A 21,119-nucleotide genomic window follows, 5' to 3' on the forward strand; every position below is an offset into this window, starting at 1 on the left:
CCCCATGCGATGACAATGAACCTACAAGCCTTGCTGTTCCTGTAAAAAAGCGACGTTCTCCGCGAAGCTCGGAGTTTGTGGCGCGGGCGCCACATAAGGTATTTTGGCTAAGCTCGGCGCCTATTCCTTGGGCTGCGGCGGCGCCTGATGGTCCTTGGCCTCGCAGGGGCCGACATAGACGCTCTCGCTGTGCAGCCGCATCGTCTTGGACGCGCCGTAGGCCTGAACCTTCATTTCCAGGTCGGTGGTGGTGCGGGTCTGGAAGTCGCCCTTCACCACGCCGGCCAGGCTGTAGGTGATGGCGTCCTTGCGGCAGGTCAGCTCCAGGGTGAAGCCGTCGATGACCGGGGTGACCTGCGGCTGGCCGCACGGCGCGGCCTTGGCGGCCTCGGCGGTGGGGTCATGGCCCTCGCCGATGCATTGGGTGGTGCTCTGCTCGCCGCTGGGCGTGCCGGCGGTGGTCTTCCAGAGACCGGCGCGCAGCGGCCTGGGACCGCCGGCCGTGGGCGCGGCCTCGCTTTGGGCCGAGGGCGTGCTGGCGCCGGCCGCCGGGGCGGCGGCCTTGTCGTCGTTGCGCGAACAGCCTGCCGCCGCGAGGACGGCCAGGAACAGGGCGAGGCGGGCGGCGGTGGTCATCGGCTACTGTCCCGAGAAGCGGGGCGCGGTCAGGCGCCTCGGTCCGAACAATACGCGGACGCGCCGCCCGGTTGCCAGGGGGTCAGCCGACGGCGGGCGCGTAAGTCGCGGGCGCGACCGGAGCCTGGGCCGCGGGGGCAGGGGCCGGCTGCGGCGCGGGGCGCGTGAACTTGACGCTGCGACCCTGGAAGTCGGCGCCGCTTTCCATGGCCAACTGCTCGTGGGCGATGTCGCCCTCGACCTTGGCCGTGCCGTAGAGGCGCACCTGGCGGGCGGCGACGGCCCCGATCACCTTGCCGTGGATCTCGACGGCCTGGGCGGCGATCGAACCCTCCACGCGGCCGTTGGGGCCCAGGACCAGCTTGCCGACCTTGATGTCGCCCTGGACCACGCAGTCCAGATGCAGTTCGCCGTCGCCCGACACGTCGCCGCGGATGGTCAGGCCCTGGGCGATCAGCGAGGCGGGCTTGGGGCGCGGCGGCGGGGCCGGAGCGGCCTGGGCCGGCGGCGCGGGCGTCGGAGCGGCCGCCAGCGGCTCCAGGGCCAGCGGGGCGGGGGCGTCTTTCTTCTTCTGGAACATGAGGCGGCGGCTTTCTCGAATTGGGTCGCTTGCCAGCTTGAGCAGCAAGCGCGGCGCCAGTCGGAAAGCCCCGTCTCGGTTTCTGTCGTCACCAGGGGCGGCGGGCCGCCACGGTCTCGAAGAACAGCCGGAAATCGCCCATCAGGCTGTAGAGCGGATAGGAGAAGGTGGCCGGGCGGTTCTTCTCGAACACGAAGTGGCCGACCCAGGCGAAGCCGTAGCCGACCAGCGGCGCGGCCAGGAAGAACCACGGGCTGACCGTGAAGCCCATCACCAGGCTGACGATGACCAGTCCCGTGCCGACGACATGCAGCCGGCGGCTGGTGTGGTTGAGGTGTTCGGAGAGATAGAAGGGATAGAAGTCGGCGAAGGTGCGATAGCGCTCCTCGCCCGCGGCGCGGTGCTCGCCGGCTTGGTCGGCGTTCTGGCCCATGGGGCGTGTCCTCCCGGTCGATGTGGCTCGACCTTGCGCCTAGGAGAGGACGGTCCGTCTTCGGATGCAAGAGGTCTCGAGGGCGGCCCCCACCGCCCTCGAACGAATGCGCCTCAGCTCAGCGGGCTGACGTAGGGGCTGACCAGGCCCAGCGGCACGGCGGTCGAGTTCTTGACGCCGCGGATGACGATGCGGCTTTCGATGTTCGACACCAGGCCCAGCGACAGGATCTTGTCGCGCAGGAACTCGTCGAAGGCGTGCATGTCGCGGGTGACGATGCGCATCTCGTAGTCGGCCGCGCCGGTCACGGTGGCGCACTGCACCACCTCCGCCCACTTGGCGACCGCGTGCTCGAAGGTCTCGAGGTTTTCCTTGGTCGGCAGCGACAGCTTCACGGTGCAATAGACCTCGAAGCCCAGGCCCAGCTTTTCGCGGTCCAGGATGGTCACGCGGCGCTGGATGACGCCGGCGTCTTCCAGCCGCTTGATGCGCCGCCAGCACGGGCTGGAGGACAGCCCGACTCGCTCGGCGATCTCGGCGACGGACAGTCCGGCGTCGTGTTGGATGAGATCCAGGATCTTGGCATCCACGGCGTCGAGTTGTTCGGACAAGAATTCCTCCCCCCAGAGGGTGTTTGACGCGTCGATCTTGCGCAAAGCCCGCCCGAGTCGGGCACGCCTTGGGCAAACAATTTCCGCGCTTCTATAAGATATTGCCTTACGGGCGAAAAGACCCGGGAGGAAAATTTTTGCCATGCGGCACTCGGAAGTCACGCTCGACGACAAATATGTGCTCGAAGATGGTCGCGCCTTCATCACTGGCGTGCAGGCGCTGCTCCGTGTGCTGCTCGATAGAAAGCGCCTGGACCGACTCGCTGGGCTGAACACCGCCGGCTTCGTGTCGGGCTATCGCGGCTCGCCCCTCGGGGGCCTCGACCAGCAGGCCGCGCGCATCAACAAGCTGCTCACCGCGCACGACGTGGTCTTCAAGGAAGGCCTGAACGAAGACCTTGCCGCCACCGCCGTCTGGGGCAGCCAGCAGGCCAACCTCTTCCCCGGCGCGACGCACGATGGCGTCTTTGGCATGTGGTACGGCAAGGCGCCGGGCGTCGACCGCACCGGCGACGTCTTCAAGCACGCCAATTTCGCCGGGACCTTCCCGACCGGCGGCGTCCTGGCCGTGGCCGGCGACGACCACGCCTGCAAGAGCTCGACCCTGCCGTCGCAGTCGGAGTTCGCCTTCCAGGACTTCGAGATCCCCGTGCTGTCGCCGGCCGACGTGCAGGAGGTGCTGGACTACGGCATCCTCGGCATCGCCATGTCGCGCTTTTCAGGGCTGTGGACCGGCCTGATCGCCCTGGCCGACACCATGGACTCGGGCGTCACCATCGACGTCTCGCTGGGTCGCCACCAGGCGGTCATTCCCGAATTCGCCATGCCGCCCGGCGGCCTGGGCATCCGGCTGAAGGACCAGCCGATGGAGAAGGAGCGCCGCCTCCGCCTCCACAAGATCCCCGCCGCCCTGGCCTTCGCCCGCGCCAACCAGATCGACCGCGTGGTGCTGGGCGCCTCGCATGTAAAGGTCGGCAAGGCCCGCCTTGGCATCGTCTGCCAGGGCCAGGCCTACAAGGACGTGCTGGAGGCCTTCTCGGCCATGGGCATGAGCCTGCAGGAAGCCGCCGACCTGGGCGTCTCGGTCTACAAGGTGGGCATGCCCTGGCCGCTGGAGCCGCTGGGCCTGCGCGCCTTCGCCGCCGGCCTCGAGACCCTGATGGTCATCGAGCACAAGCGCGCCTTGATCGAGCCCCAGGCCCGGGCCGCGCTCTACGACCTGCCCGCCCAGGCCCGCCCGCGCATCATCGGCAAGACCGACGAGAAGGGCCATCCGCTGCTGTCCGAGCTGGGCTCACTGTCGGTGGCCGAGATCGCCCTGGCCATCTATGACCGCCTGCCCGACGGGCCGCACATGGAGCGGGCGCGCGCCTATCTGAACCGGGTCTCGGCCGCCGGCGTCGCCGCCGTCAGCCTGGCCTCGGACCAAGCCCGCAAGCCGTTCTTCTGTTCGGGCTGCCCGCACAACACCTCGACCAAGCTGCCGGAAGGCAGCCGCGCGCTGGCGGGTATCGGCTGCCACTACATGGCCGGCTTCAACGACCCTTCGACCGACCTCAACACCCATATGGGCGGTGAGGGCCTGACCTGGGTGGGCGCAGCCCCCTTCACGACCGAGAAGCACGTCTTCCAGAACCTGGGCGACGGCACCTACAACCACTCGGGTTCTCTGGCCATCCGCGCCGCCGTCGCGGCCGGGGCCAACATCACCTACAAGCTCTTGTTCAACGACGCCGTGGCCATGACCGGCGGCCAGCGCGCCGAAAGCGGCTTCACCCCGGCCCAGATCACCCGCCAGCTGGCCAGCGAGGGCGTGACCAAGACGGTCATCGTCGTCGACGAACTGGAACGCTATGCCGGGGTCACCGACTTGGCCCCCGGGGTCGAGGTGTTCCCGCGGTCCGAGCTGATGACCGTGCAGAAGGCGCTGCGCGACACCCCCGGGACGACGGTGCTGCTCTACGACCAGACCTGCGCCACCGAGAAGCGCCGTCGCCGCAAGCGCGGGACCATGGCCAAGGCGACCCAGAAGGTGTTCATCAATCCGCTGGTCTGCGAAGGCTGCGGCGACTGCTCGGTGAAGTCCAACTGCGTGTCGGTGGAACCGCTCGACACCGCGTTTGGCCGCAAGCGCAAGATCAACCAGTCCAGCTGCAATCAGGACTATTCGTGCCTGGAGGGCTTCTGCCCGTCCTTCGTAACCTTGGAAGGGGCCGAGAAGGCCGGGGAGAAGGCCAAGCCCGCGCCGCTATCGGCCGATTCCACGCCGCTGCCGGCCTTCGAAGAGTTCCACGGCGTGCGCCGGATCATCTTCACCGGCGTCGGCGGGACCGGGGTCACGACCGTGGCCTCCATCCTGGCCATGGCCGCCCATGTCGACGGCCGCGCCGGCAGCGTGGTCGACATGACGGGCCTGGCCCAGAAGGGCGGCTCGGTGTTCAGCCACGTCAAGATCGGCGAGTTGGAGGACACCGTGGTCGGCGGCCGCGTGCCCGCCGCTAGCGCCGACGTGCTGATCGCCTGCGACCTGCTGGTCGCCGCCAGTCCCGAGGCCCTGGCGCTGTACGCCAAGGACCGCACCATCGCCTTCGGCAACAGCGACTTCGCGCCGACGGCCGACTTCGTCACCAGCCGCGACGTGAAGTTCGACGGCGGGGCCATGGCGCGCCGTGTGAAGGCCGCCACCAAGGCCTTCGACGCCTGCCCGGCCCAGCGCCTGGCCGAGGCCCGGTTCGGCGACGCCATCTACGCCAACATGATCATGGTCGGTTTCGCCTGGCAGCGCGGGGTGATCCCGGTCTCCAGCCGCGCCCTCTACCGCGCCATCAAGCTGAACGGAGTGGACGCCGAGGCCAACCTGCAGGCCTTCGAGCTGGGCCGCCAGATCGCCTTCGACCCGGCCGCGGCCGGCGACAAGCCGGTCGCGGTCGTCGCGCCCGAGACCGAGCCGCTGGACGGCCTGATCGCCCGCCGGGTCGAGGACCTGGTCGCCTACCAGGACGCCCACTACGCGGCCCGCTACGCCGAGCGCATCGCCAAGGTGCGGCATGCCGAGGTCGCGGTGGTCGGCGAGGGGGCTGACCTGCCGCTGACCCGCGCGGCGGCGACCAACCTCTACAGGCTGATGGCCTACAAGGACGAGTACGAGGTCGCCCGCCTCTATACCGATGGCCGCTTCGCCCAGGAACTGGCCGGAACCTTCAAGGGCGGCAAGGCCAAGGTCTGGCTGTCGCCGCCGCTGATCGCCCCCAAGGGCAAGGACGGCAAGCCCAGGAAGATCGCCTTCGGCGGCTGGATGCTGGACCTGGCCTTCCCGGCCATCGCCCGGATGAAGGGCCTGCGCGGCGGGGCCTTCGACATCTTCGGCAAGACCGAGGAGCGCAGGATGGAGCGCGGCCTGGTCGCCGACTACGAGGTCACGCTGGATCGGCTTACCGCCGGCCTGCGGGCCGAGAACAAGGCCCTGGCGGTGAAGCTGGCCCAGGTTCCGTCCGAGATCCGCGGCTACGGCCACGTCAAGGAAGCGGCCGTCGAGAAGGCCAAGGCGACCGCGGCCAAGCTGTGGGGGCAGTGGGAGGGCGCCGCCTGAGCGGGCGGCGTCAGGGCTTGGTCGGCGGGCTGAGGCGGCTGGCGTCGACCGCCCGCCGCAGCACCGGCCAATTGAACCGCAGCATGACCCGGCCCTGCGCCAGCGGGGTCTTGTCGTCGGCTTCGGCCTTGGCGGTGAACATCCCGGCCAGCTGGTCCATGGCGTTCAGCTGCGCGTCCGTCGGTTCGCCGAGAGGCTCGCAGCCGTCCAGCTGGCGGTCCGGGCGCGTGGTGCACAACAGTCCGGTGACGGGAGGGCCGCCGTTGACGCTGCGCACGGCGGTCGCGGTGTCTTCCAGATAGGGCTGCCTGTCCCAGGACAGGTCGTGCAGGTCGCAGCGCTGGTCGGGCGCGGCCTTGGTCCCGCAGGCGATCTTCCCGCCGGCCTTGGTCGGCGTCATCAGATAGGCGCGGCGGCCGGCGACATACTCCAGGTTCGAGGGCGGCACGGCTTGGGGCGCGCCCCAGCTGATCGGTATCGCCACGACGGCCCCGGTCAGGGCTTCCGGCGGCGCCTTGCGCGGGTCGAAACCGAACTTGCGCACGACCCTCAGCGACGCCTCGCCGAAGGCGGGCTCGGATTCGGCCAGCACCACGCAGTCGGCGACGCCGCCCTTGGGGGTGAGCAGGCATTCCAGCACCGCCGCTCCGCCGCGCTCGGCGTCCCTGGCCGCGTGGGGATAGGCCGCCGCTATGTCTCCGCCTTCGGGCTTGCGGTTCCAGATGACCTGGTCGCCGGTCAGCCGATGATAGGCCGGCGTCTGCGCCTGGGCGGTTGCGCCCAGCAGGGCGCAGGGCAGGGCAGGGCGATGGCGGACAGGACAAGGATGCGCATGGACGTCGAGGCTCCGGACACAATCTCCGGCTGATCACGTTGCGCGCTCTTTGGCAATGGCCAAGCTTGCGAGCGGATGGCGCGGGCTAGGGTTCGTGCTAGGCTTCCAGCCATGAACAGGCCTTTGCAGAAAGCCCATCTGGTTTCCGTGAACCTGCCCGCCAGCGCCGTCGAGGCGCTGGATGCGCGGGTCGCGGCCGGGGAGTTCGCGTCGCTGGACGAGGCTGTGACGGCGGCGTTGCTCGAACTCGAGCATTTCCGTGCGGTCGATCTTCTGGGCGGAGAGGCCGCATTCAATGCGCTCGCCGAAGAGGTCGAGGCTGATCCGAGCGCGGGTATGGGCGAGGTCGACGCCTTCGAGTTCCTTCATGCCCTGAAGAGCAGGTACGAACAGATGGCGGACGCCCGGGGCGATAGGGCTTGAGGCTTGTTCGCCTGAGCGCTTCGGCCGCGAAGGATATCCAGGGCATCGGCGACGATATCGCGGCGGATAAACCTCGCGCCGCTTCGGATTTCGTCGCTCACCTGCTGCAGCGCTGTCAAAGTCTCGCGAATGCACCGGAAGGGTATGGCCTGAAGCCAGCCTTCGGCGCGAACGTTCGGGGCGTGACCCTTCCTCCCTACATCATCCTCTACCGCATCCGTGAGCGGGACATTCTCATTCTCGGCGTCCGGCACGGGGCGCGTAAGCCGGTGGCGTTCAAATGACCGACTTCGATTTCGACGCCGTCGTGGTGGGCGCCGGCGCCGTGGGACTGGCCTGCGGCTACGCCCTGGCGCGGCGGGGACTGGTCGTGGCGGTGCTGGAGGCGCAGGGGCACATCGGTCAGGGCGTGTCGTCGCGCAATTCCGAGGTGATCCACGGCGGCCTCTACTACCCGACCGGCTCGCTGAAGGCCCGCCTGTGCGTGCAGGGACGGCGGCGGCTGTATGCGTTCCTCGACGCCCACAAGGTGGCCTACAAGAAGTGCGGCAAGCTGGTGGTGGCCACCAGCGACGACGAGATCGCCCGGCTCGACGCCATCTGGGACCAGGCCCTGGCCAACGACGTCGAGGGCATGGAGCGGTTGTCCGGCGCCCAGGCCCAGGCGCTGGAACCTGGCCTCAACGCCCATGCCGCCCTGCTGTCGCCCGAGAGCGGGGTCTTCGCCAGCCATGACTACATGCTGGCCCTGCACGGCGAGATCGAGGCCGCCGGCGGGGCGGTGGTGATCGCGACGCCGTTCGAGGGCGCGATCCCTCTGGAGGCCGGCGGCTTTTCCGTGCGGGCCGGCGGCGCCGAGCCGACGACCCTGACCTGCCGCCTGCTGGTCACCGCGCCGGGCCTGTCGGCCCAGGACGTGGCGGCCGCCATCGAGGGCTTTCCGAAGGACCAGATCCCGAAGGCCCACTACGGCAAGGGGGTCTATTTCCGCCTGACGGGCAAGGCGCCGTTCCAGCGCCTGGTCTATCCGCCGCCGATCCACGGGGCGCTGGGCACCCACTACCGCAACGACATGGGCGGCCAGGCGGTGTTCGGCCCCGACCTGGAGTACGTGTCAGCGCCCGACTACTCGGTGGATCCGGCCCGCGCCGAGGACTTCGCCGCCTATATCCGCAAGTTCTGGCCGGGCCTGCCCGACGGCGCGCTCAGCCCCGACTACGCCGGCGTGCGGCCCAAGATCCATGGCCCAGGCGAGCCCCAGCCCGACTTCCAGCTGCGCGGCGCCGACACCCATGGCCTGGCGGGCCTGGTGGCGCTGTTCGGCATCGAGAGCCCGGGCCTGACCAGCAGCCTGGCGATCGGCGAGGCCGTGGCCGACCTGCTCGCCGCACCGCTTTAAGTCGGCTGGCTGACACCAAACCCCGCGTCATGCGTTAGCCGAAGAGGCTGTTCGACGGAGAGGGCGATGGTGGACGATTTCATCGACAGGCTGACTTCGCGCCTGGTGCGCGGCGCGGGCCTGGTCATGGCGGCGGCGATCGCCGCGATTTCGGGCGCCATGGCGGTGTTCGCCTTCCTGGCCTCATTGGTCGGCGCGGCCTGGGCCCACGCCATCGTCGCGGCGATCGCGGCGGCGGTGGTGGCGATCTGGGCGCTGGCCCAGTCCAACCAGCAGGCCAAGGAGCGCAAGGCCCCCATCGAGGAGCGGGTGGCCGACATCATCCTGGCCCACCCGACCGCCTCGTTCCTGGCCGGCCTGGCCGCGGGGGCTCTCGTCAAGGGCAAGCCGTCCGAGGCCCGCAAGGCCTGGCGCGCCCGCCGCGAGGTCGACTAGGGGCTCAGCCCTTCGGGACGATCCGGATGACCTTGCCGTCGTCCTCGTCGGTCACCGCCCAGACGGCGCCGTCGGGGCCGACGACGACATCGCGGATGCGTTCGCCGAACTCGACGGCGATGCGCTCCTCGCCGACCACCTTGTCGCCGTCCAGCGTCAGGCGGGCGATATGGTGCTCCTTCAGCGAACCGACCAGCAGGCTGCCCTTCCAGGCCGGGAACAGGGCGCCCTCGTAGAAGGCCATGCCCGAGGGGGCGATCACCGGATCCCAGTAGTAGATCGGCTGTTCCAGGCCTTCCTTGGCGGTGATCCCGTCGCCGATCGGCTTGCCGGAATACTCCTCGCCATAGGTGATCGACGGCCAGCCGTAGTTCTTGCCGGCCCGGGGAATGTTCAGCTCGTCGCCGCCCTTGGCGCCGTGCTCGACGGTCCACAGCTCGCCGGTCTTGGGATTGATGGCGGCGGCCTGCAGGTTGCGGTGGCCGATCGACCAGATCTCGGGCTTGGCGCCGGCCTGGGCGGCATAGGGATTGCCTTCGGGGATCGAGCCGTCGGGCTTGATCCGCACCACCTTCCCCAGCGTGCCGTCCAGGTTCTGGGCTTGGCGACGGCCTTCGAGGATCGAGCGCTCGCCGGTGGTGACGAACAGGTTGCCGTCGCGGGCGAAGACCAGGCGTCCGCCAAAGTGCAGGGCCGAGGCCAGGGTCGGGGTCTGGCGCCAGATGACCTGCACGTTCTCGAGCTTCGGCGCGGCCCCGGGGACCAGCTTGCCGCGCGCCACCGCCGTGCCGTTGCCGCCGTCGCGGGGCTCGGCGTAGCTCCAGTAGACGAGGCCGTTCTCGGCGTAGTGCGGATCGATCGCCAGGCCCAGCAGGCCGCCCTGGCCGTTGACGTCCACCGCCGGCAGGCCGGCCACGGCGGGCGACAGCTTGCCGTCCCTGGCCAGGATCCGCAGGCGGCCGGCGCCCTTCTCGGTCACCAGGGCCGAGCCGTCGGGCAGGAAGGCGATGGCCCACGGATGGTCCAGCCCCTTGGCCACGACCTGCACCTGGTACTCGACGCCGGCGGCCTTCAGCGGCGCGCGGGTCTGGCCGGCGAAGGCGGGTTTCTGGTCGGGCGCGTTGGCCGCGCGGGTCTCGACCGGGCCGCCGTCGGCGGTGACCGCCGGGGCGCTGCTGTCTTGGGCCTCGCCGGGGCCGCAGGCGGCGATGGCGAGCAGGGCGGAGGCGGCGAAGAGCAGGGAGGAACGCATGCGGCGACCATAACCGGCTTTTCGTCCGAGGGGCGAGGGGGAGGCGGCCCATTTTCCGCGACGCCCGGTTTTCCGTCGCGCCCCGCTCTTTCCGCGCATTGACACCACGGGCGGCGCGGGGAAGTTTCCGGCCCTTCCCCCATTCGTTTCGGAGCCCGCCCTTGACCGCCATCCTGCACGCCATGCTGGGCAAGGGTCTGGGCGGCCTGGAGCAGGTGTTCCTCGACTATCAGCCGATCCTCGAGGCCTGGGCCGCGCGCCGGGGCGTGATCTGCGCGGGCGTGGTCCGGACCGGTGGAGCGGTGGCCAGGGCGCAGGCGGGGCGGACCCCGCCGCTGCTGTCCATGCCCGCCCATACCGACTGGGACCCGCTGACCCTGGCGGCGGCCAGGCGGATCGTGCGGGCGGTGAAGCCGGCGATCATCCTCAGCCACGGCCAGCGGCCGGCCCGCCTGTTCGAGAAGGCCGCGCCGAAAGAGACGCGCCTGGCCATCTGCGTCCACAAGCCGGTGTTCGACGTCGAGACCACCCGCACCGACTATATCTGCGTCGGCCGCCACCTGGCCGAGCTGGCGGTCGAGCGCGGCGTCCCGGCGCAGCGCGTGCACTTCGTGCCCAACGCCGTGAAGATTCCCACGACGCTGGCCCAGCCGTTCGCCCAGGCCGGCCGGCCGCCGCGCATCGTCGCCGCCGGCCGCCTGCACCCCAAGAAGGGCTTCGACGTGCTGGTCGCCGCCGCCGCGCTGCTGCGCGACCGGGGCCTGGCCTTCGAGATCGAGATCGCCGGCGAGGGCGACGAGCGCGGCAAGCTGGAGGGCCTTATCGCTGAGCATGGCCTGGGCGACCGCGTGCGCCTGGTGGGCTGGCGCGACGCCTCGGCCTTCCTGGCCGCCGGCGACGTCTTCGCCTTCCCGTCCTACCAGGAGGGTTTCCCGCTGGTGCTGCTGGAAGCCATGGCCGTCGGCCTGCCGGTCGCCGCCAGCGCCATTCCCGGTCCCGACGAGATGATCGTCGAGGGCGCCAGCGGCCGCCTGCTGCCGCCCGGCGACGCGGCGGCCCTGGCCGACGCCCTGGCGGGCCTGATCGCCGACCCTGTCGCCTCGGTCGCTTTCGGCCGAAAGGCCCGTGAAGCCGTGTTGGCCGACTACGGTCCCGACAGCCTCGCCAGGCGTTTGAGCGCAGTTGTGGATGAGATCGCAAACCGGGCTTGAAGCCCGCCCCGGTTTGCGCTTATAAGCCCGCTCCGCTTCGGCGGCTGGGTAGCTCAGATGGTTAGAGCGGTGGATTCATAACCCACAGGTCGGCGGTTCGATCCCGCCCCCAGCCACCAACGGTTCCTACCGACAATCCGTTGTATTCGTTTCGCTTCCAGATTGGTCGCGGCGAAGTCGGCTTGGCTTTTGAAGCCTTGGACGATCTGTCCATCCACTCCGTTCCAGCGTACGCCGAGACGCCGGTCGCGAGCGGTTCGCCGCCCTGGCCGATCGTGGACCGCGACGCGCGCCCCCTGGGTTGAGCGGCTTGTTGCCAATAACTTATAGTAATGTAAGTATCGGTAGAGGATAACAACAACGCGTGGGGAGTTAAGCGTGATCAAGTGCGCCGCCGTCCTGTCCGCCGCCATTGCCCTCGCGACCGCGGGCGCCGCCAGTTCGGCTTCGGCCGCGACGTTCACGCCCAGTCCCGTCGCGAACTTCACCCTGAGCGGAAACCTGACGGTATCGCACCCGCAGGCCACGAGCGTCGATTGCTCTGTCGAGATGACGGGCAGCATCGACACCAGCGGCGCCACGGCGGTGATCTCCAGCGTGGCCATCCAGCCCGGCGACTGGGCATGCGGCTATCTGCTGACGGCCAGCGGCGCGCCCTGGATCGTTCTGCCGACCAGCACGTCTTCGGTGATGATCTGGATGGGCTTCACGTCGCCCTGGACCTGCGGCGGCGCGACGACCGCCAGCTGGACGAACGGGGCGCCCAGCACCGTCACCTTCTCGGGCGCGACGGTCCCGGGATCGCCGGGATGCAGCGTCACCGGCACGCTCACCGCCTCGCACTCCGTGACGATCATGTAAGCCAGGCGGGCTCAGCCCGCCGCCTGCTCCTCGGCAACGTACACCGTCGCCAGTCGGAAGAGCTCGTTGCGCACCGGTTCGGGCAGGGCGACGGCGGCTTCCATGAACGAGCCCGCTTCGCGCAGGCTCATGAAGCGGGCGATCAGGCTTTCGCCGCCGCCGGCGACGACGTCGACGCCCTCGAACAACGCGCCGACGGGCAGCGACAGCGCACGGGCCACCTCGACCAGTTTCGAGGCGCTGATGCGGTTCTCGCCGGTCTCGTACTTCTGGATCTGCTGGAAGGTCAGGCCCAGGGCCCTGCCCAGTTCCTCCTGCGAGACGCCCGCCGTGCGGCGATGGGCGCGGATCATCGCGCCGACGTGCCGGTCGATCGGGTGCGTGGGAGGCGGCGTCGCCATGACGTCATTTCCGTATACGAAAATCAACGTTTTGGCTTTGCCTCGCGGGCGTCGAAAATACAAGCGCGCAGGGCGGCGCGCCCGAGCGAATGTTCCGTCCGGTCAAGTTCGATCGCGGCCCGGGGCTGGCCTTGTCAGGTCGACAGCACCGCCAGCACGCCTTCGGGAACGCCGTCGCGGCGCACGGTTGCCAGGGCCAGTTCGATGGTGCGCTCGGCCCCGTCCTTGACCAGCAGGGTCACGGGCAGGCGGGCGGGCGCATCGCCCTGCAGCGCGTGCTCGACGGCCTGGGTCAGGGCGCGGCGCTCGGCCGGGCGGACGATGTCGCTGAGCCTGCAGTCGCGCAGCTCGGCCTCGGAGAAGCCGGTCAGCCGCAGGAAGTCGGCGTCCATCGAGGTCAGCACGCCGCGGATGTTGAGGCGGGCGGTGGCCACGCCCGGCAGCACCGAGAGGGCGGTTTCCAGCGCCGCGGCGCGGTCCAGGCGGGCGCGCAGGTCGCGTTCCTCGGTGCGATTGACGAACAACGCCGCCACGCCACCGGGGTAGGGGAACACGCGCACGCCGAAGCAGCGGCCCGACTGCACCGTCGACTCCGACTCGAACTCCAGCGTCTCGCCGGTGCGAAGCACGCGGCGGAACTGCTCGCCGATCAGGGCCTGCACCGGGGCGCTGAACACCTCGGTCCAGGCCAGGCCGACCAACTGGGCGGCGCTGGCGCCCTTGAGGTCCTCGAAGACCGGGTTGACCGCGGTGATCTTGAGGTCGGGGTCGAGCGCCACGAAGGCCTCGTTCAAGTGTCCCACGATCGCCGAGCGGGCCGTCTCGGCGGTCTGCAGGGCGGAATCGTTATCGAAGCCGGCCGGTCCTTCGGCCAGGCCCGCGGCCGCGTAGTGCTCGGCCGAGATCATCACCACCCGTGGCCGGCCGTGGTGAGTCACGATCACCGGTCCAGACAGGGCTACGTCCTGCCACTGGCCGAAATTCCTGCTGATTTCCCCGGCGGTCACCCTCGCCGGTGCGATGTCGCGCGACTTCATGTCACCCTCTCCAGGTCCACGCAAAATCCGGACGCTCCGCAATCGCCGAAACAAACTCTCGGAATGGTTGGTTGGTTGCGACTTAAAGTTACCGCCACGCGAGTCTGGGGACAACAGTGTTATCCCAGCGGCACAACGTCGCACTAAGGCCAAGTTCCCAACTACGCGAACTTCAAATAACGCGGATTTTCCGTGAGAACTCGCTGACAGCCAAGGTCGACTTACGCTTACGGCGCAACCGAAGGGATGTGCGGAGGCGTAGATGCGCAAACAGCAGTTCTTCCAGAAGTTCGGCGCGGACCGGACCGGGACCGCCCTGGTCGAGTTCGCCCTCGTGTGCCCGATGCTCATCATGCTCGTGGTGGGCATGCTCGGCTGGGGCGCCTATTTCTGGATGGCCCACTCGGTGCAGCAGGTGGCCAACGACGCCGCGCGGGCGGCGGTGGCCGGGCTGACCGGGGCCGAGCGGGCCTCGCTGGCCAAGGCCGCCGTGACCGAGGGCATCGCCGACTATTCCGCCCTCGACACGACCCTGGTGAAGACCACCGTCACCGAACGGTCCGACCGCACCGTGGTGTCGGTCTCCTACGACGCCTCCAAGACCGTCGTCTTCGCCTTCGCCAAGATCGCGCCGATGCCGTCGAGCATGATCACGCGCCAGGCGTCGGTCCGTCTGGGGGGCTACTGAATGATGCGCCGTTGGCTTCGCGACCAGAAAGGGGGCGTGGCGATCATCGCCGCCGCCACCCTGACGGGCGGCGTCGGCCTGGCGGCCCTGGCCGTCGACGTGGGCTCGGTCTACCTGCAGTCGCGCCGTCTGCAGGGCGTGGCCGACCTGGCGGCCCTGGCCGCCGCGAGCGATATCGCCCGCGCCCAGGCCGCGGCCAACGCCACGGTCGAGATCAACCCGGTCGGCGGGGCGGTCACCGCGCAGGTCGCGCGCGGCCGCTATGACCCCCGCGCGACCGGCGGCCCCAGCCAGCGCTTCAAGCCCGGCGAGGTCGATCCCGACGCCGCCCGCGTGGTGCTCGACGGCGAGGCCGACCTGTTCTTCGGCCAGGCCCTGCTGGGCAAGAAGAAGATCCCGATCCGCCGCCAGGCCACGGCCACCCGCGCCGACCTCGCCAGCTTCTCGATCGGCACCCGGCTGGCCAGCCTCGACGCCGGGGTGGCCAACGCCCTGCTGACCGGCCTGACCGGCAGCAAGGTCAGCCTGTCGGTCATGGACTACAACGCCCTGGCCGACGCCGATGTCGACCTGTTCGACTATCTCGACGCGCTGGACACCAAGCTGGGGATCAACGCCGCCAGCTATGACGACCTTTTGGCCACCGACGTGAAGACGGGCAAGGCGCTGTCGGTGCTGGCCGACGTGCTGAACGCCGCCGGCGACAGCCGCGCCGCCAGCGCCGCCACGGTGCTGGCTTCGGCGACGGCTTCCAGCCAGAGCGTCAAGCTCAGCACCCTGGTCGACCTGGGTCCCTACGGCCGCCAGGACCACGTGGCCGGCGGATCCAGCGCCGGGATCGGCACCGACGCCATGCAGCTGGCCAACGCCATGCTGATGCTCAGCAACGGCGCCCGGCAGGTGCAGCTGGACCTGGGCGCGGCCGTTCCGGGGCTGGCCGATGTCGACGCCTGGCTGGCCATCGGCGAGCCGATGAACAACTCGCCGTACATGACCGTGACGCAGGACAAGTCGGTGGTGATCCGCACCGCCCAGACGCGCCTCTATGTCGAGGCCAAGCTCCTGGGATCGGGCATCCTGGGCGGCCTGGCCCAGATCAAGGTTCCCCTGCTGGTCGAGCTGGCCTCGGGCGAGGCCAAGCTGGCCGCGCTGGACTGCAAGGCCCGCACGACCACGCTGGCGGTCAAGCCCAGCGTCGGCTCGCTGACCATCGGCCAGGTCGACACCAGCAAGCTCAACAACTTCAAGGTCGGCCTGACCCCCACCAAGGGCCGCATCGTCCAGGCCCCGCTGTTCACCGTCGACGGCTCGTCGAAGGTCGACCTGGGCGGCGCGACGTTCCGCAACGTCGTGTTCAGCAGCGCCGACGTGGCGGCCGGCACGGTCAAGACCGTGAAGACCAACGACCTGGTGTCGACCACGGTGGCCACCCTGATCGGAAACCTGTCGCTGGACGTCAACCTGCTGGGCCTGCAGCTGGGCCTGGGCGAGTCGTCGATCCTGGCGGCGCTGAAGCCGCTGCTGTCGGCCGCCGCCTCGCCGCTGGACGTGGCGATCAACCGCCTGACCGCCCTGGTCGGCGTGGGCCTGGGCGAGGCCGACGTGCGGACCAACGGCATGCGCTGCGGCGCCCCGGCCCTGGTGGCCTGATGAGTTCTAACCCCGAGGAAGGAAAGCGTAGTTCCGTGATGTCCAGGAAGTCGTCGCAGCAGCAGGGTCAGGTTCAGGCGCCGGCGCAAGGAGGCGCGGGGCGCGGCAGCTCGTCGTGGCCGGGGCTCGGGGACGCGCCCGAGGACGCGCCGTCGGGGCCGTTCGGCCGCCGCGGGGTTTCCGACGCCGAGCTGTCGACGCCGTCGGTGCTGCATTCGACCTTCCAGCCGCCCAGCATCCGCGCCCGCCTGCACGTGCTGTGCGCGCTCTACGCCCACACGCCGTCGCCCTCGCGCCGCCTGGAGCTGCTCGACAGCCTCGAGGGCCAGGTGCTGGAGCTGGCGCACCTGATGGCGCTGGACCTGCTGAACAACGGCTGGCGGCCCGAGCCGGGGCGGGACGCGGCCTGAGCCGTCCACCGAACCATCCACGGCCAAGCTTGGGTAAACGGCGGAAAAACCTTCTAAAACGACGACCGATTAACCGCGCCGTGCGTTGTTGAGGTCATGTCGAAGTTTGATTCAGGCACGGGGGCCGATCGTCGCGCTGCGCCGCGCCTGAACACCAACAGGTCGGGCAAGGTGCTGTGCGGGGCCTTCGCCTGGGACTGCGTGATCAAGGACGTCTCGGACGGCGGCGCGCGCATCCTGATGCTGTCGGGCTCGACCCCGCCGGCCAACGTGCAGCTGGTGGACCTGGTCGGCGGCTTCGCGCACGACGTGAAGGTGGCCTGGCGCAAGGACCGCGAGCTGGGCCTGACCTTCCTGCGCAGCCACGACCTGCGGGGCCTGGCGCCCGCCAGCCTGCAGACGGCCAAGCGGATCTGGCTGGCGGCCCAGAGCCGGGCCAGCACTGGCTGACAGGCTCCAGAGAAGCAGGCCCCAAAGAAAAAGCCTCGCCTGGGGGGAGGCGAGGCTCTTCTAAGCTTTTACTCGATGATCGCGAGGATCAGGCGTCGGCGCGGGCGGCTTCCTCGGCCATGGCGCGGACGAGGTCCAGGACCTGGCGGCGGACGCGGCCGCGATTGATCTTCGGGAACACCTCGGCCAGTTCCAGGCCTTCCGGCGTGGTCAGGAACTCCTGAACGACGCGTTCGGCGTGGTGACCGACTTCGTCCTCTTCGGCGCCGCTCATAGGATCGGCGAGACCGTCGAAGAAGAAGGACACCGGCACTTGCAGGGTGCGGGCGATCTCATACAGTTTCGAAGCGCTGACGCGGTTGGCGCCGCGCTCGTACTTTTGGACCTGCTGGAACGTCAGGCCCAGGGAATCGGCCAGTTGTTCCTGGCTCACGCCCAACAGCTTGCGACGCATACGGACTCGACCGCCGACGTGCAGATCGACCGGGTTGGGTCGCCGGCCTTCGGTTTCTTCACTCAACTTTTTCGCCTCCAACGGTTGTTTGTGTAAAATGACACGACCGGGGCGTTGGCGAAAGCCGAGCTAGGACAGGTGCGGCGCTACGTCGCTGAGGTGGAGCTTGGGCTCCGCCTAAGCGTTAAGCTGAAACTCCGATTTCCGACCGCGATCGTTCCAGATCCGCCGAGCCTGGCCGCTCGCATCGTGCAAGCGGTAAAGCGCTTCTGCGGAAAGGGTTTCGTCACGCTCCGAACCCGGAAGAATCTGGGGCGTCATCGCCCGCAGCACCTGACGCTGAACGGCGGCGAGATCGCCGAAGGCCCGCAGGTCGAGTTCGTCGACGTGATAGCCGACCGTCGATTCGATGGCGATCGATTCGCGCACCCGCTGCAACAGTTCTTGCGACAGGGGAATTTCCGAGCCGGCGACGATTCCGAACTCGTAGGGGCGCGGCAGTCCGACGAGGCGCGTGTCGATCGGCGAGTTCATGATGCCGGGGTACAGCGCCATGTCGATCATGCCGACGAAGCGGGCGACGTTGTTGACCAGCGCCAGTTCCATGGCCGCGGCCCAGGCCTCGAACACCCGGGTCCCCCGACCCGGGCCCTTCTTGGCGCGATAGGCCTCGGTGGTGAACAGGCGGCTGGCCTCCCACACGTCGTGACCCTTCTTGGGGGTCTCGTCCGGCGCGATCAGGTGGGCGAACTTGTCGGCCAGCATGCAGCGGTCGTCGGTGGGCCGCAGGCGCAGGCCGACCTCCAGCTGCATGTCGTCGTCGAAACCCAGCAGGTAGATGGCGCGGGAGTCGTCGTAGTCGTCGACCTCGCCGCCATCGAGCACGACCAGGTCGACCCAGCCGTTCTTCTCGACGCACTGCTTGCGGCGTTCCTCGTGCATGGCCCACAGCTGGGGCCCGTAGAGGTGGCGGTTTTCGCAGGTGATGATGTGGATCATGACTGTCCCCCGTTCTGGACAGCCCGCATTAGGCGGCATGATCCGCCCAATCGCCGATAGGCCAAACGGCCTATGCGACGTGCCGCCCCAGTCCGTGCAGCCATTACCAATGATCGGGGAGGGCGCTTCTGTGCGCTGACGCACACCTTGGCGCAAAAGGGCTTCGCAAGGCAAAGCAAGGCGCATGCGAAACGCTATGTCGAATATCTAACAGATGATCGACGCACATTCAAGGTTGTGAAATTTCATATTCCAGCGTTACGCGCGCATTCTGGTTGCGCGTTTCGCGGGCGGTCACTCGGCTTTCAGCAGGCCCAACTCGCCGGCCTTCATCACAGCCTCCTGCCGCTTGACCACGCCCAGGCGCTTCTTGGCCGCTTCGATGTGGTGGTGGACGGTGCGGGGCGACAACTCGAGGATCGCCCCGATCTCCCAGTCGGTCTTGCCGCGGCTGGCCCAGTAGAGGCATTGGGCCTGGCGCTCGGAGATCACCCCGTACTCGGGATTGTCGTCCTGCAGTTCCCAGTGCTTGAGCATGATGGTGCCGAACACCGTGGCCAGGCTTTCGACCACGGCGCGGCTGGCCGGGTCGGTGTCGGGCGCGGCCGTGGCCATGCGGATCAGCACCTCGTGGCCGGCGGGGCCGAATACGCGCACGACATAGCCGTCGTTCATGCCGAACTCGGAGGCCTCGCCCCACATGGCGTGGGCGCGTTGGTCGCCCAGGGGCTTGGCGTCGGTCCAGGCGAACGACTTGGAGGATTTCAGCAGCAGCTTCACGCAGGGATCGTGCACCACGTAGCGCTCGCCCCAGTAGCGGGAGTCCCAGGCCTCGAAGTCCTGGCGCGACAGGGCCGGCGGCTCCTTGCCGTAGCGCTCGGCGTTGACCAGGGTGGCGGCGAAGCGGTCGTAGCCGAAGGCGGCCAGGGCGCGCCCGAAATGGGCTTCGACTTCGGCTGGCGCGCCGTAATGCGGCGCCTTGCTCAGGAACTCCCAAGCCTGCTGTTCGGCCGAATTCAACACGACGCTATCGTCTCCCGCTCCTTCATCAACTTAGAGGTGGTGAAGCGGCGGCGCCAGTAGCGGCGTCGATGTGTCGCGGACTTTACTCAAGCTAACACTTGGGACAACTTTTGGTCGTCCGGCTTTCGCGCTGGTTGAGGTTTCGTATACTGGCCTCGAAGGGCTCAGGCGGCTTCCTGCTCGTCCTCGCCGGCCAGCAGGGCGCTCAGCACGATGGCCAGGCGCTCGGGCTTGATCGGCTTTTCGACCACGTCCTGCATGCCGGCGGCCAGATAGACGGCGACGTCCTCGGGGCCGGCGTTGGCGGTCAGGGCGACGATCGGGGCGGCGCCGGCCGGGCCGGGCAGCTCGCGGATGGCGCGGGTGGCGGCCACCCCGTCCATGCGCGGCATCTTGATGTCCATCAGGATCAGGTCGAAGCGGCCGGTGCGGGCGGCCTCGACCGCCTCCACGCCGTCGGCCACCTGCTCGGAGGTGCAGTCGAACATCTCGCACAGCGCCTCGGCGACCATGCGGTTGGTGGCGTTGTCGTCGACGATCAGGATATGGGCGGGGCGGGCCGAGACGCTGAGGTCTTCCTCGTCGTGGGTCTCGACCTGGGCGGCCGGGGCGGTGAGGGCGAAGCGCAGGGTCAGGCCGGCGCCGCGATTGGGTTCGGCGCGCACCTGGCCGCCCATCTCGCGCAGCACGCGGTGGGCCAGGGCCATGCCCACGCCCAGGGCCATCTCGGCGCGGTCGTCCATGCGGCCTTCGCCCAGCGGGTCGAACACGCGGGCCAGGCGTTCCTCGGCGGTGACCGCGGCGGCGTTGTCGCGCACGTCGCCTTCCAGGCGCAGGCGGCCGTCGTCGAGACGGGCCCGCAGGCTGGCCTCGATCACGCCGCGGCCATGGGCCAGGGCGCCGTCGATCAGGGCGTCGAACACCTGCAGCAGGCGCGAGGGGTCGACCAGGGCGGCGGCCTCGGGGTCGCCGTCATAGGAGAACAGCAGGGTCGAGCCGCTTTCGGCGGCGCGCGGCGCCCAGCGGGCCTCGACCGCGTCGGCCAGGTCGCGCAGGCGGGTCGGCGCGGGCGACAGCGACAGGCCGCCGGTCGCGGCCCGGTGCAGGTCCATGGCCCGACCCAGGATGTCGCTCATGTCGCGGCTGGTGTCGCTGATGGCGCGCACGCAGGCGGCCGCGTCGGGCGCCAGGCGCTGCTGTTCCAGCCGGTCGGTGAAGGCCTGGACGCCGTCCAGGTGCAGGCCGATGTCATGCGCCATGCGCTCGACCAGGCCCATGGCCTCGCGGGCTTCGCGCTGCTTGCGGCGGTGCGAGGCGAGCAGCGAGGCCAGGCCCCCGACGCCGACATAGAGGTCGTCCTCGTCGGTGGCGACGAAGGCGGTGCGGAAGACGGGTGTGGCGCTCTGGGCCAGGGCGTCGACGAAGACGCCGGGCTCCATCGCCACGCGCACGCTGCGCGGTTCGGGGTCCATGACCTCCGACACGGGGCGTTCGTTCAGCTGTTCGGCGGCGACCAGCATCTGGCCGACGAAGACGTCGCGATAGACCAGGCCGATGGGCGCGCCGTCCTGCGTCACCGCCAGGGCCGCGAGGGCGGGCTCGCTCGCGAAGATCTCCAGCACCGTCCGGCAGGACGTGCGGGGATCGACCGGGTCGCGGCGATCGATGAGGCGGGCGAGCGTTTCCATGCGGCCGGGGGCTGGTCGTCGGGGAATTCACAGCTTGGACGACTTGGCCTTGCA

General features: G+C 69.3%; 23 protein-coding genes and 1 tRNA gene. 12 read left to right on the forward strand and 12 right to left on the reverse strand.

Features of this window, described 5'->3' with window-relative positions:
- Positions 1-120: 120 nt before the first annotated feature.
- The 4 genes from DDF62_RS19460 to DDF62_RS19475 form a co-directional block, all read right to left on the reverse strand.
- Positions 121-636: a DUF3617 family protein gene (locus tag DDF62_RS19460; RefSeq protein ID WP_116490606.1), complete on the reverse strand. Its 516-nt coding sequence runs from the start codon at positions 634-636 to the stop codon at positions 121-123.
- A gap of 82 nt (positions 637-718) precedes the next feature.
- On the reverse strand, positions 719-1,216 hold the full coding sequence (locus DDF62_RS19465; protein WP_116490607.1) for a bactofilin family protein: 498 nt from the start codon (positions 1,214-1,216) through the stop codon (positions 719-721).
- Between the two features lie 88 nt (positions 1,217-1,304).
- A complete protein-coding gene (locus DDF62_RS19470; RefSeq protein WP_116490608.1) occupies positions 1,305-1,649 on the reverse strand; it encodes an Mpo1-like protein in 345 nt (114 codons plus the stop codon).
- Between the two features lie 113 nt (positions 1,650-1,762).
- Complete coding sequence (locus DDF62_RS19475; RefSeq protein ID WP_116490685.1) at positions 1,763-2,260, reverse strand: Lrp/AsnC family transcriptional regulator; 498 nt, start codon at positions 2,258-2,260, stop codon at positions 1,763-1,765.
- Positions 2,261-2,402: 142 nt separating this feature from the next.
- On the opposite strand from DDF62_RS19475, the gene DDF62_RS19480 reads away from it, so the two are divergent.
- Positions 2,403-5,849: an indolepyruvate ferredoxin oxidoreductase family protein gene (locus DDF62_RS19480; protein WP_116490609.1), complete on the forward strand. Its 3,447-nt coding sequence runs from the start codon at positions 2,403-2,405 to the stop codon at positions 5,847-5,849.
- 10 nt (positions 5,850-5,859) lie between these two features.
- Here the strand turns inward: DDF62_RS19480 and DDF62_RS19485 are convergent, their stop codons facing one another.
- Positions 5,860-6,648, reverse strand: coding sequence for a TonB family protein (locus tag DDF62_RS19485; protein WP_116490610.1), 789 nt, complete (start codon positions 6,646-6,648; stop codon positions 5,860-5,862).
- Between the two features lie 147 nt (positions 6,649-6,795).
- Here DDF62_RS19485 and DDF62_RS19490 point away from each other — a divergent pair, with 147 nt between their 5' ends.
- From DDF62_RS19490 to DDF62_RS19505, 4 genes are all read left to right on the forward strand, one after another.
- The gene (locus DDF62_RS19490; protein ID WP_116490611.1) at positions 6,796-7,107 is read left to right on the forward strand and encodes a hypothetical protein; all 312 of its coding nucleotides are present in this window, start codon (positions 6,796-6,798) and stop codon (positions 7,105-7,107) included.
- Positions 7,104-7,391 carry a type II toxin-antitoxin system RelE/ParE family toxin gene (locus DDF62_RS19495; protein WP_116490612.1) on the forward strand — a complete coding sequence of 96 codons (288 nt, stop codon included), beginning with the start codon at positions 7,104-7,106 and terminating at the stop codon, positions 7,389-7,391. Before DDF62_RS19490 ends, DDF62_RS19495 begins: the two co-directional genes overlap by 4 nt.
- Positions 7,388-8,506, forward strand: coding sequence for an NAD(P)/FAD-dependent oxidoreductase (locus tag DDF62_RS19500; protein ID WP_116490613.1), 1,119 nt, complete (start codon positions 7,388-7,390; stop codon positions 8,504-8,506). The genes DDF62_RS19495 and DDF62_RS19500 overlap by 4 nt, the downstream gene beginning before the upstream one ends.
- 66 nt (positions 8,507-8,572) lie before the next feature.
- On the forward strand, positions 8,573-8,941 hold the full coding sequence (locus DDF62_RS19505) for a hypothetical protein (protein WP_101719401.1): 369 nt from the start codon (positions 8,573-8,575) through the stop codon (positions 8,939-8,941).
- A gap of 4 nt (positions 8,942-8,945) precedes the next feature.
- On the opposite strand, the gene DDF62_RS19510 is transcribed toward DDF62_RS19505, so the two are convergent.
- Positions 8,946-10,193, reverse strand: a complete 1,248-nt coding sequence (locus tag DDF62_RS19510; protein WP_116490614.1) for a PQQ-dependent sugar dehydrogenase — start codon at positions 10,191-10,193, stop codon at positions 8,946-8,948.
- 161 nt (positions 10,194-10,354) lie between these two features.
- Here DDF62_RS19510 and DDF62_RS19515 point away from each other — a divergent pair, with 161 nt between their 5' ends.
- The 3 genes from DDF62_RS19515 to DDF62_RS25425 all read left to right on the forward strand — a co-directional run bounded on the left by DDF62_RS19515 (position 10,355) and on the right by DDF62_RS25425 (position 12,265).
- Complete coding sequence (locus DDF62_RS19515; protein WP_116490615.1) at positions 10,355-11,404, forward strand: glycosyltransferase; 1,050 nt, start codon at positions 10,355-10,357, stop codon at positions 11,402-11,404.
- A gap of 42 nt (positions 11,405-11,446) precedes the next feature.
- Positions 11,447-11,523 (forward strand) — tRNA-Met (locus DDF62_RS19520).
- Positions 11,524-11,782: 259 nt separating this feature from the next.
- Positions 11,783-12,265: a protein activator of alkane oxidation PraB gene (locus DDF62_RS25425; protein ID WP_133244958.1), complete on the forward strand. Its 483-nt coding sequence runs from the start codon at positions 11,783-11,785 to the stop codon at positions 12,263-12,265.
- Positions 12,266-12,276: 11 nt separating this feature from the next.
- Here the strand turns inward: DDF62_RS25425 and DDF62_RS19530 are convergent, their stop codons facing one another.
- Together DDF62_RS19530 and DDF62_RS19535 are read right to left on the reverse strand one after the other, a co-directional pair.
- Positions 12,277-12,666 carry a helix-turn-helix domain-containing protein gene (locus DDF62_RS19530; protein ID WP_116490617.1) on the reverse strand — a complete coding sequence of 130 codons (390 nt, stop codon included), beginning with the start codon at positions 12,664-12,666 and terminating at the stop codon, positions 12,277-12,279.
- A 134-nt stretch (positions 12,667-12,800) separates the two neighbouring features.
- On the reverse strand, positions 12,801-13,703 hold the full coding sequence (locus tag DDF62_RS19535; RefSeq protein WP_116490618.1) for a PAS domain-containing protein: 903 nt from the start codon (positions 13,701-13,703) through the stop codon (positions 12,801-12,803).
- 262 nt (positions 13,704-13,965) lie between these two features.
- On the opposite strand from DDF62_RS19535, the gene DDF62_RS19540 reads away from it, so the two are divergent.
- The 4 genes from DDF62_RS19540 (at position 13,966) to DDF62_RS19555 (ending at position 16,901) form a co-directional block, all read left to right on the forward strand.
- Positions 13,966-14,391, forward strand: a complete 426-nt coding sequence (locus tag DDF62_RS19540) for a TadE family protein (protein ID WP_116490619.1) — start codon at positions 13,966-13,968, stop codon at positions 14,389-14,391.
- A complete protein-coding gene (locus DDF62_RS19545) occupies positions 14,392-16,041 on the forward strand; it encodes a pilus assembly protein TadG-related protein (protein ID WP_244286871.1) in 1,650 nt (549 codons plus the stop codon).
- A gap of 38 nt (positions 16,042-16,079) precedes the next feature.
- A complete protein-coding gene (locus DDF62_RS19550; RefSeq protein WP_208866898.1) occupies positions 16,080-16,451 on the forward strand; it encodes a hypothetical protein in 372 nt (123 codons plus the stop codon).
- 96 nt (positions 16,452-16,547) lie between these two features.
- A complete protein-coding gene (locus tag DDF62_RS19555; RefSeq protein ID WP_116490620.1) occupies positions 16,548-16,901 on the forward strand; it encodes a PilZ domain-containing protein in 354 nt (117 codons plus the stop codon).
- Positions 16,902-16,989: 88 nt separating this feature from the next.
- On the opposite strand, the gene DDF62_RS19560 is transcribed toward DDF62_RS19555, so the two are convergent.
- The 4 genes from DDF62_RS19560 to DDF62_RS19575 form a co-directional block, all read right to left on the reverse strand.
- Complete coding sequence (locus DDF62_RS19560) at positions 16,990-17,421, reverse strand: helix-turn-helix domain-containing protein (RefSeq protein WP_058348070.1); 432 nt, start codon at positions 17,419-17,421, stop codon at positions 16,990-16,992.
- A gap of 111 nt (positions 17,422-17,532) precedes the next feature.
- Positions 17,533-18,354 carry an acyl-homoserine-lactone synthase gene (locus DDF62_RS19565; RefSeq protein ID WP_116490621.1) on the reverse strand — a complete coding sequence of 274 codons (822 nt, stop codon included), beginning with the start codon at positions 18,352-18,354 and terminating at the stop codon, positions 17,533-17,535.
- Positions 18,355-18,648: 294 nt separating this feature from the next.
- Entirely contained in the window at positions 18,649-19,377 is a 729-nt protein-coding gene (locus DDF62_RS19570; protein WP_116490622.1) for a helix-turn-helix transcriptional regulator, read from the reverse strand.
- Positions 19,378-19,541: 164 nt separating this feature from the next.
- The gene (locus DDF62_RS19575; RefSeq protein ID WP_116490623.1) at positions 19,542-21,065 is read right to left on the reverse strand and encodes a response regulator; all 1,524 of its coding nucleotides are present in this window, start codon (positions 21,063-21,065) and stop codon (positions 19,542-19,544) included.
- Between the last annotated feature and the right edge of the window lie 54 nt (positions 21,066-21,119).

Origin of the sequence: Caulobacter radicis, from assembly GCF_003094615.1 — a bacterium.
GTDB lineage: Bacteria > Pseudomonadota > Alphaproteobacteria > Caulobacterales > Caulobacteraceae > Caulobacter > Caulobacter radicis.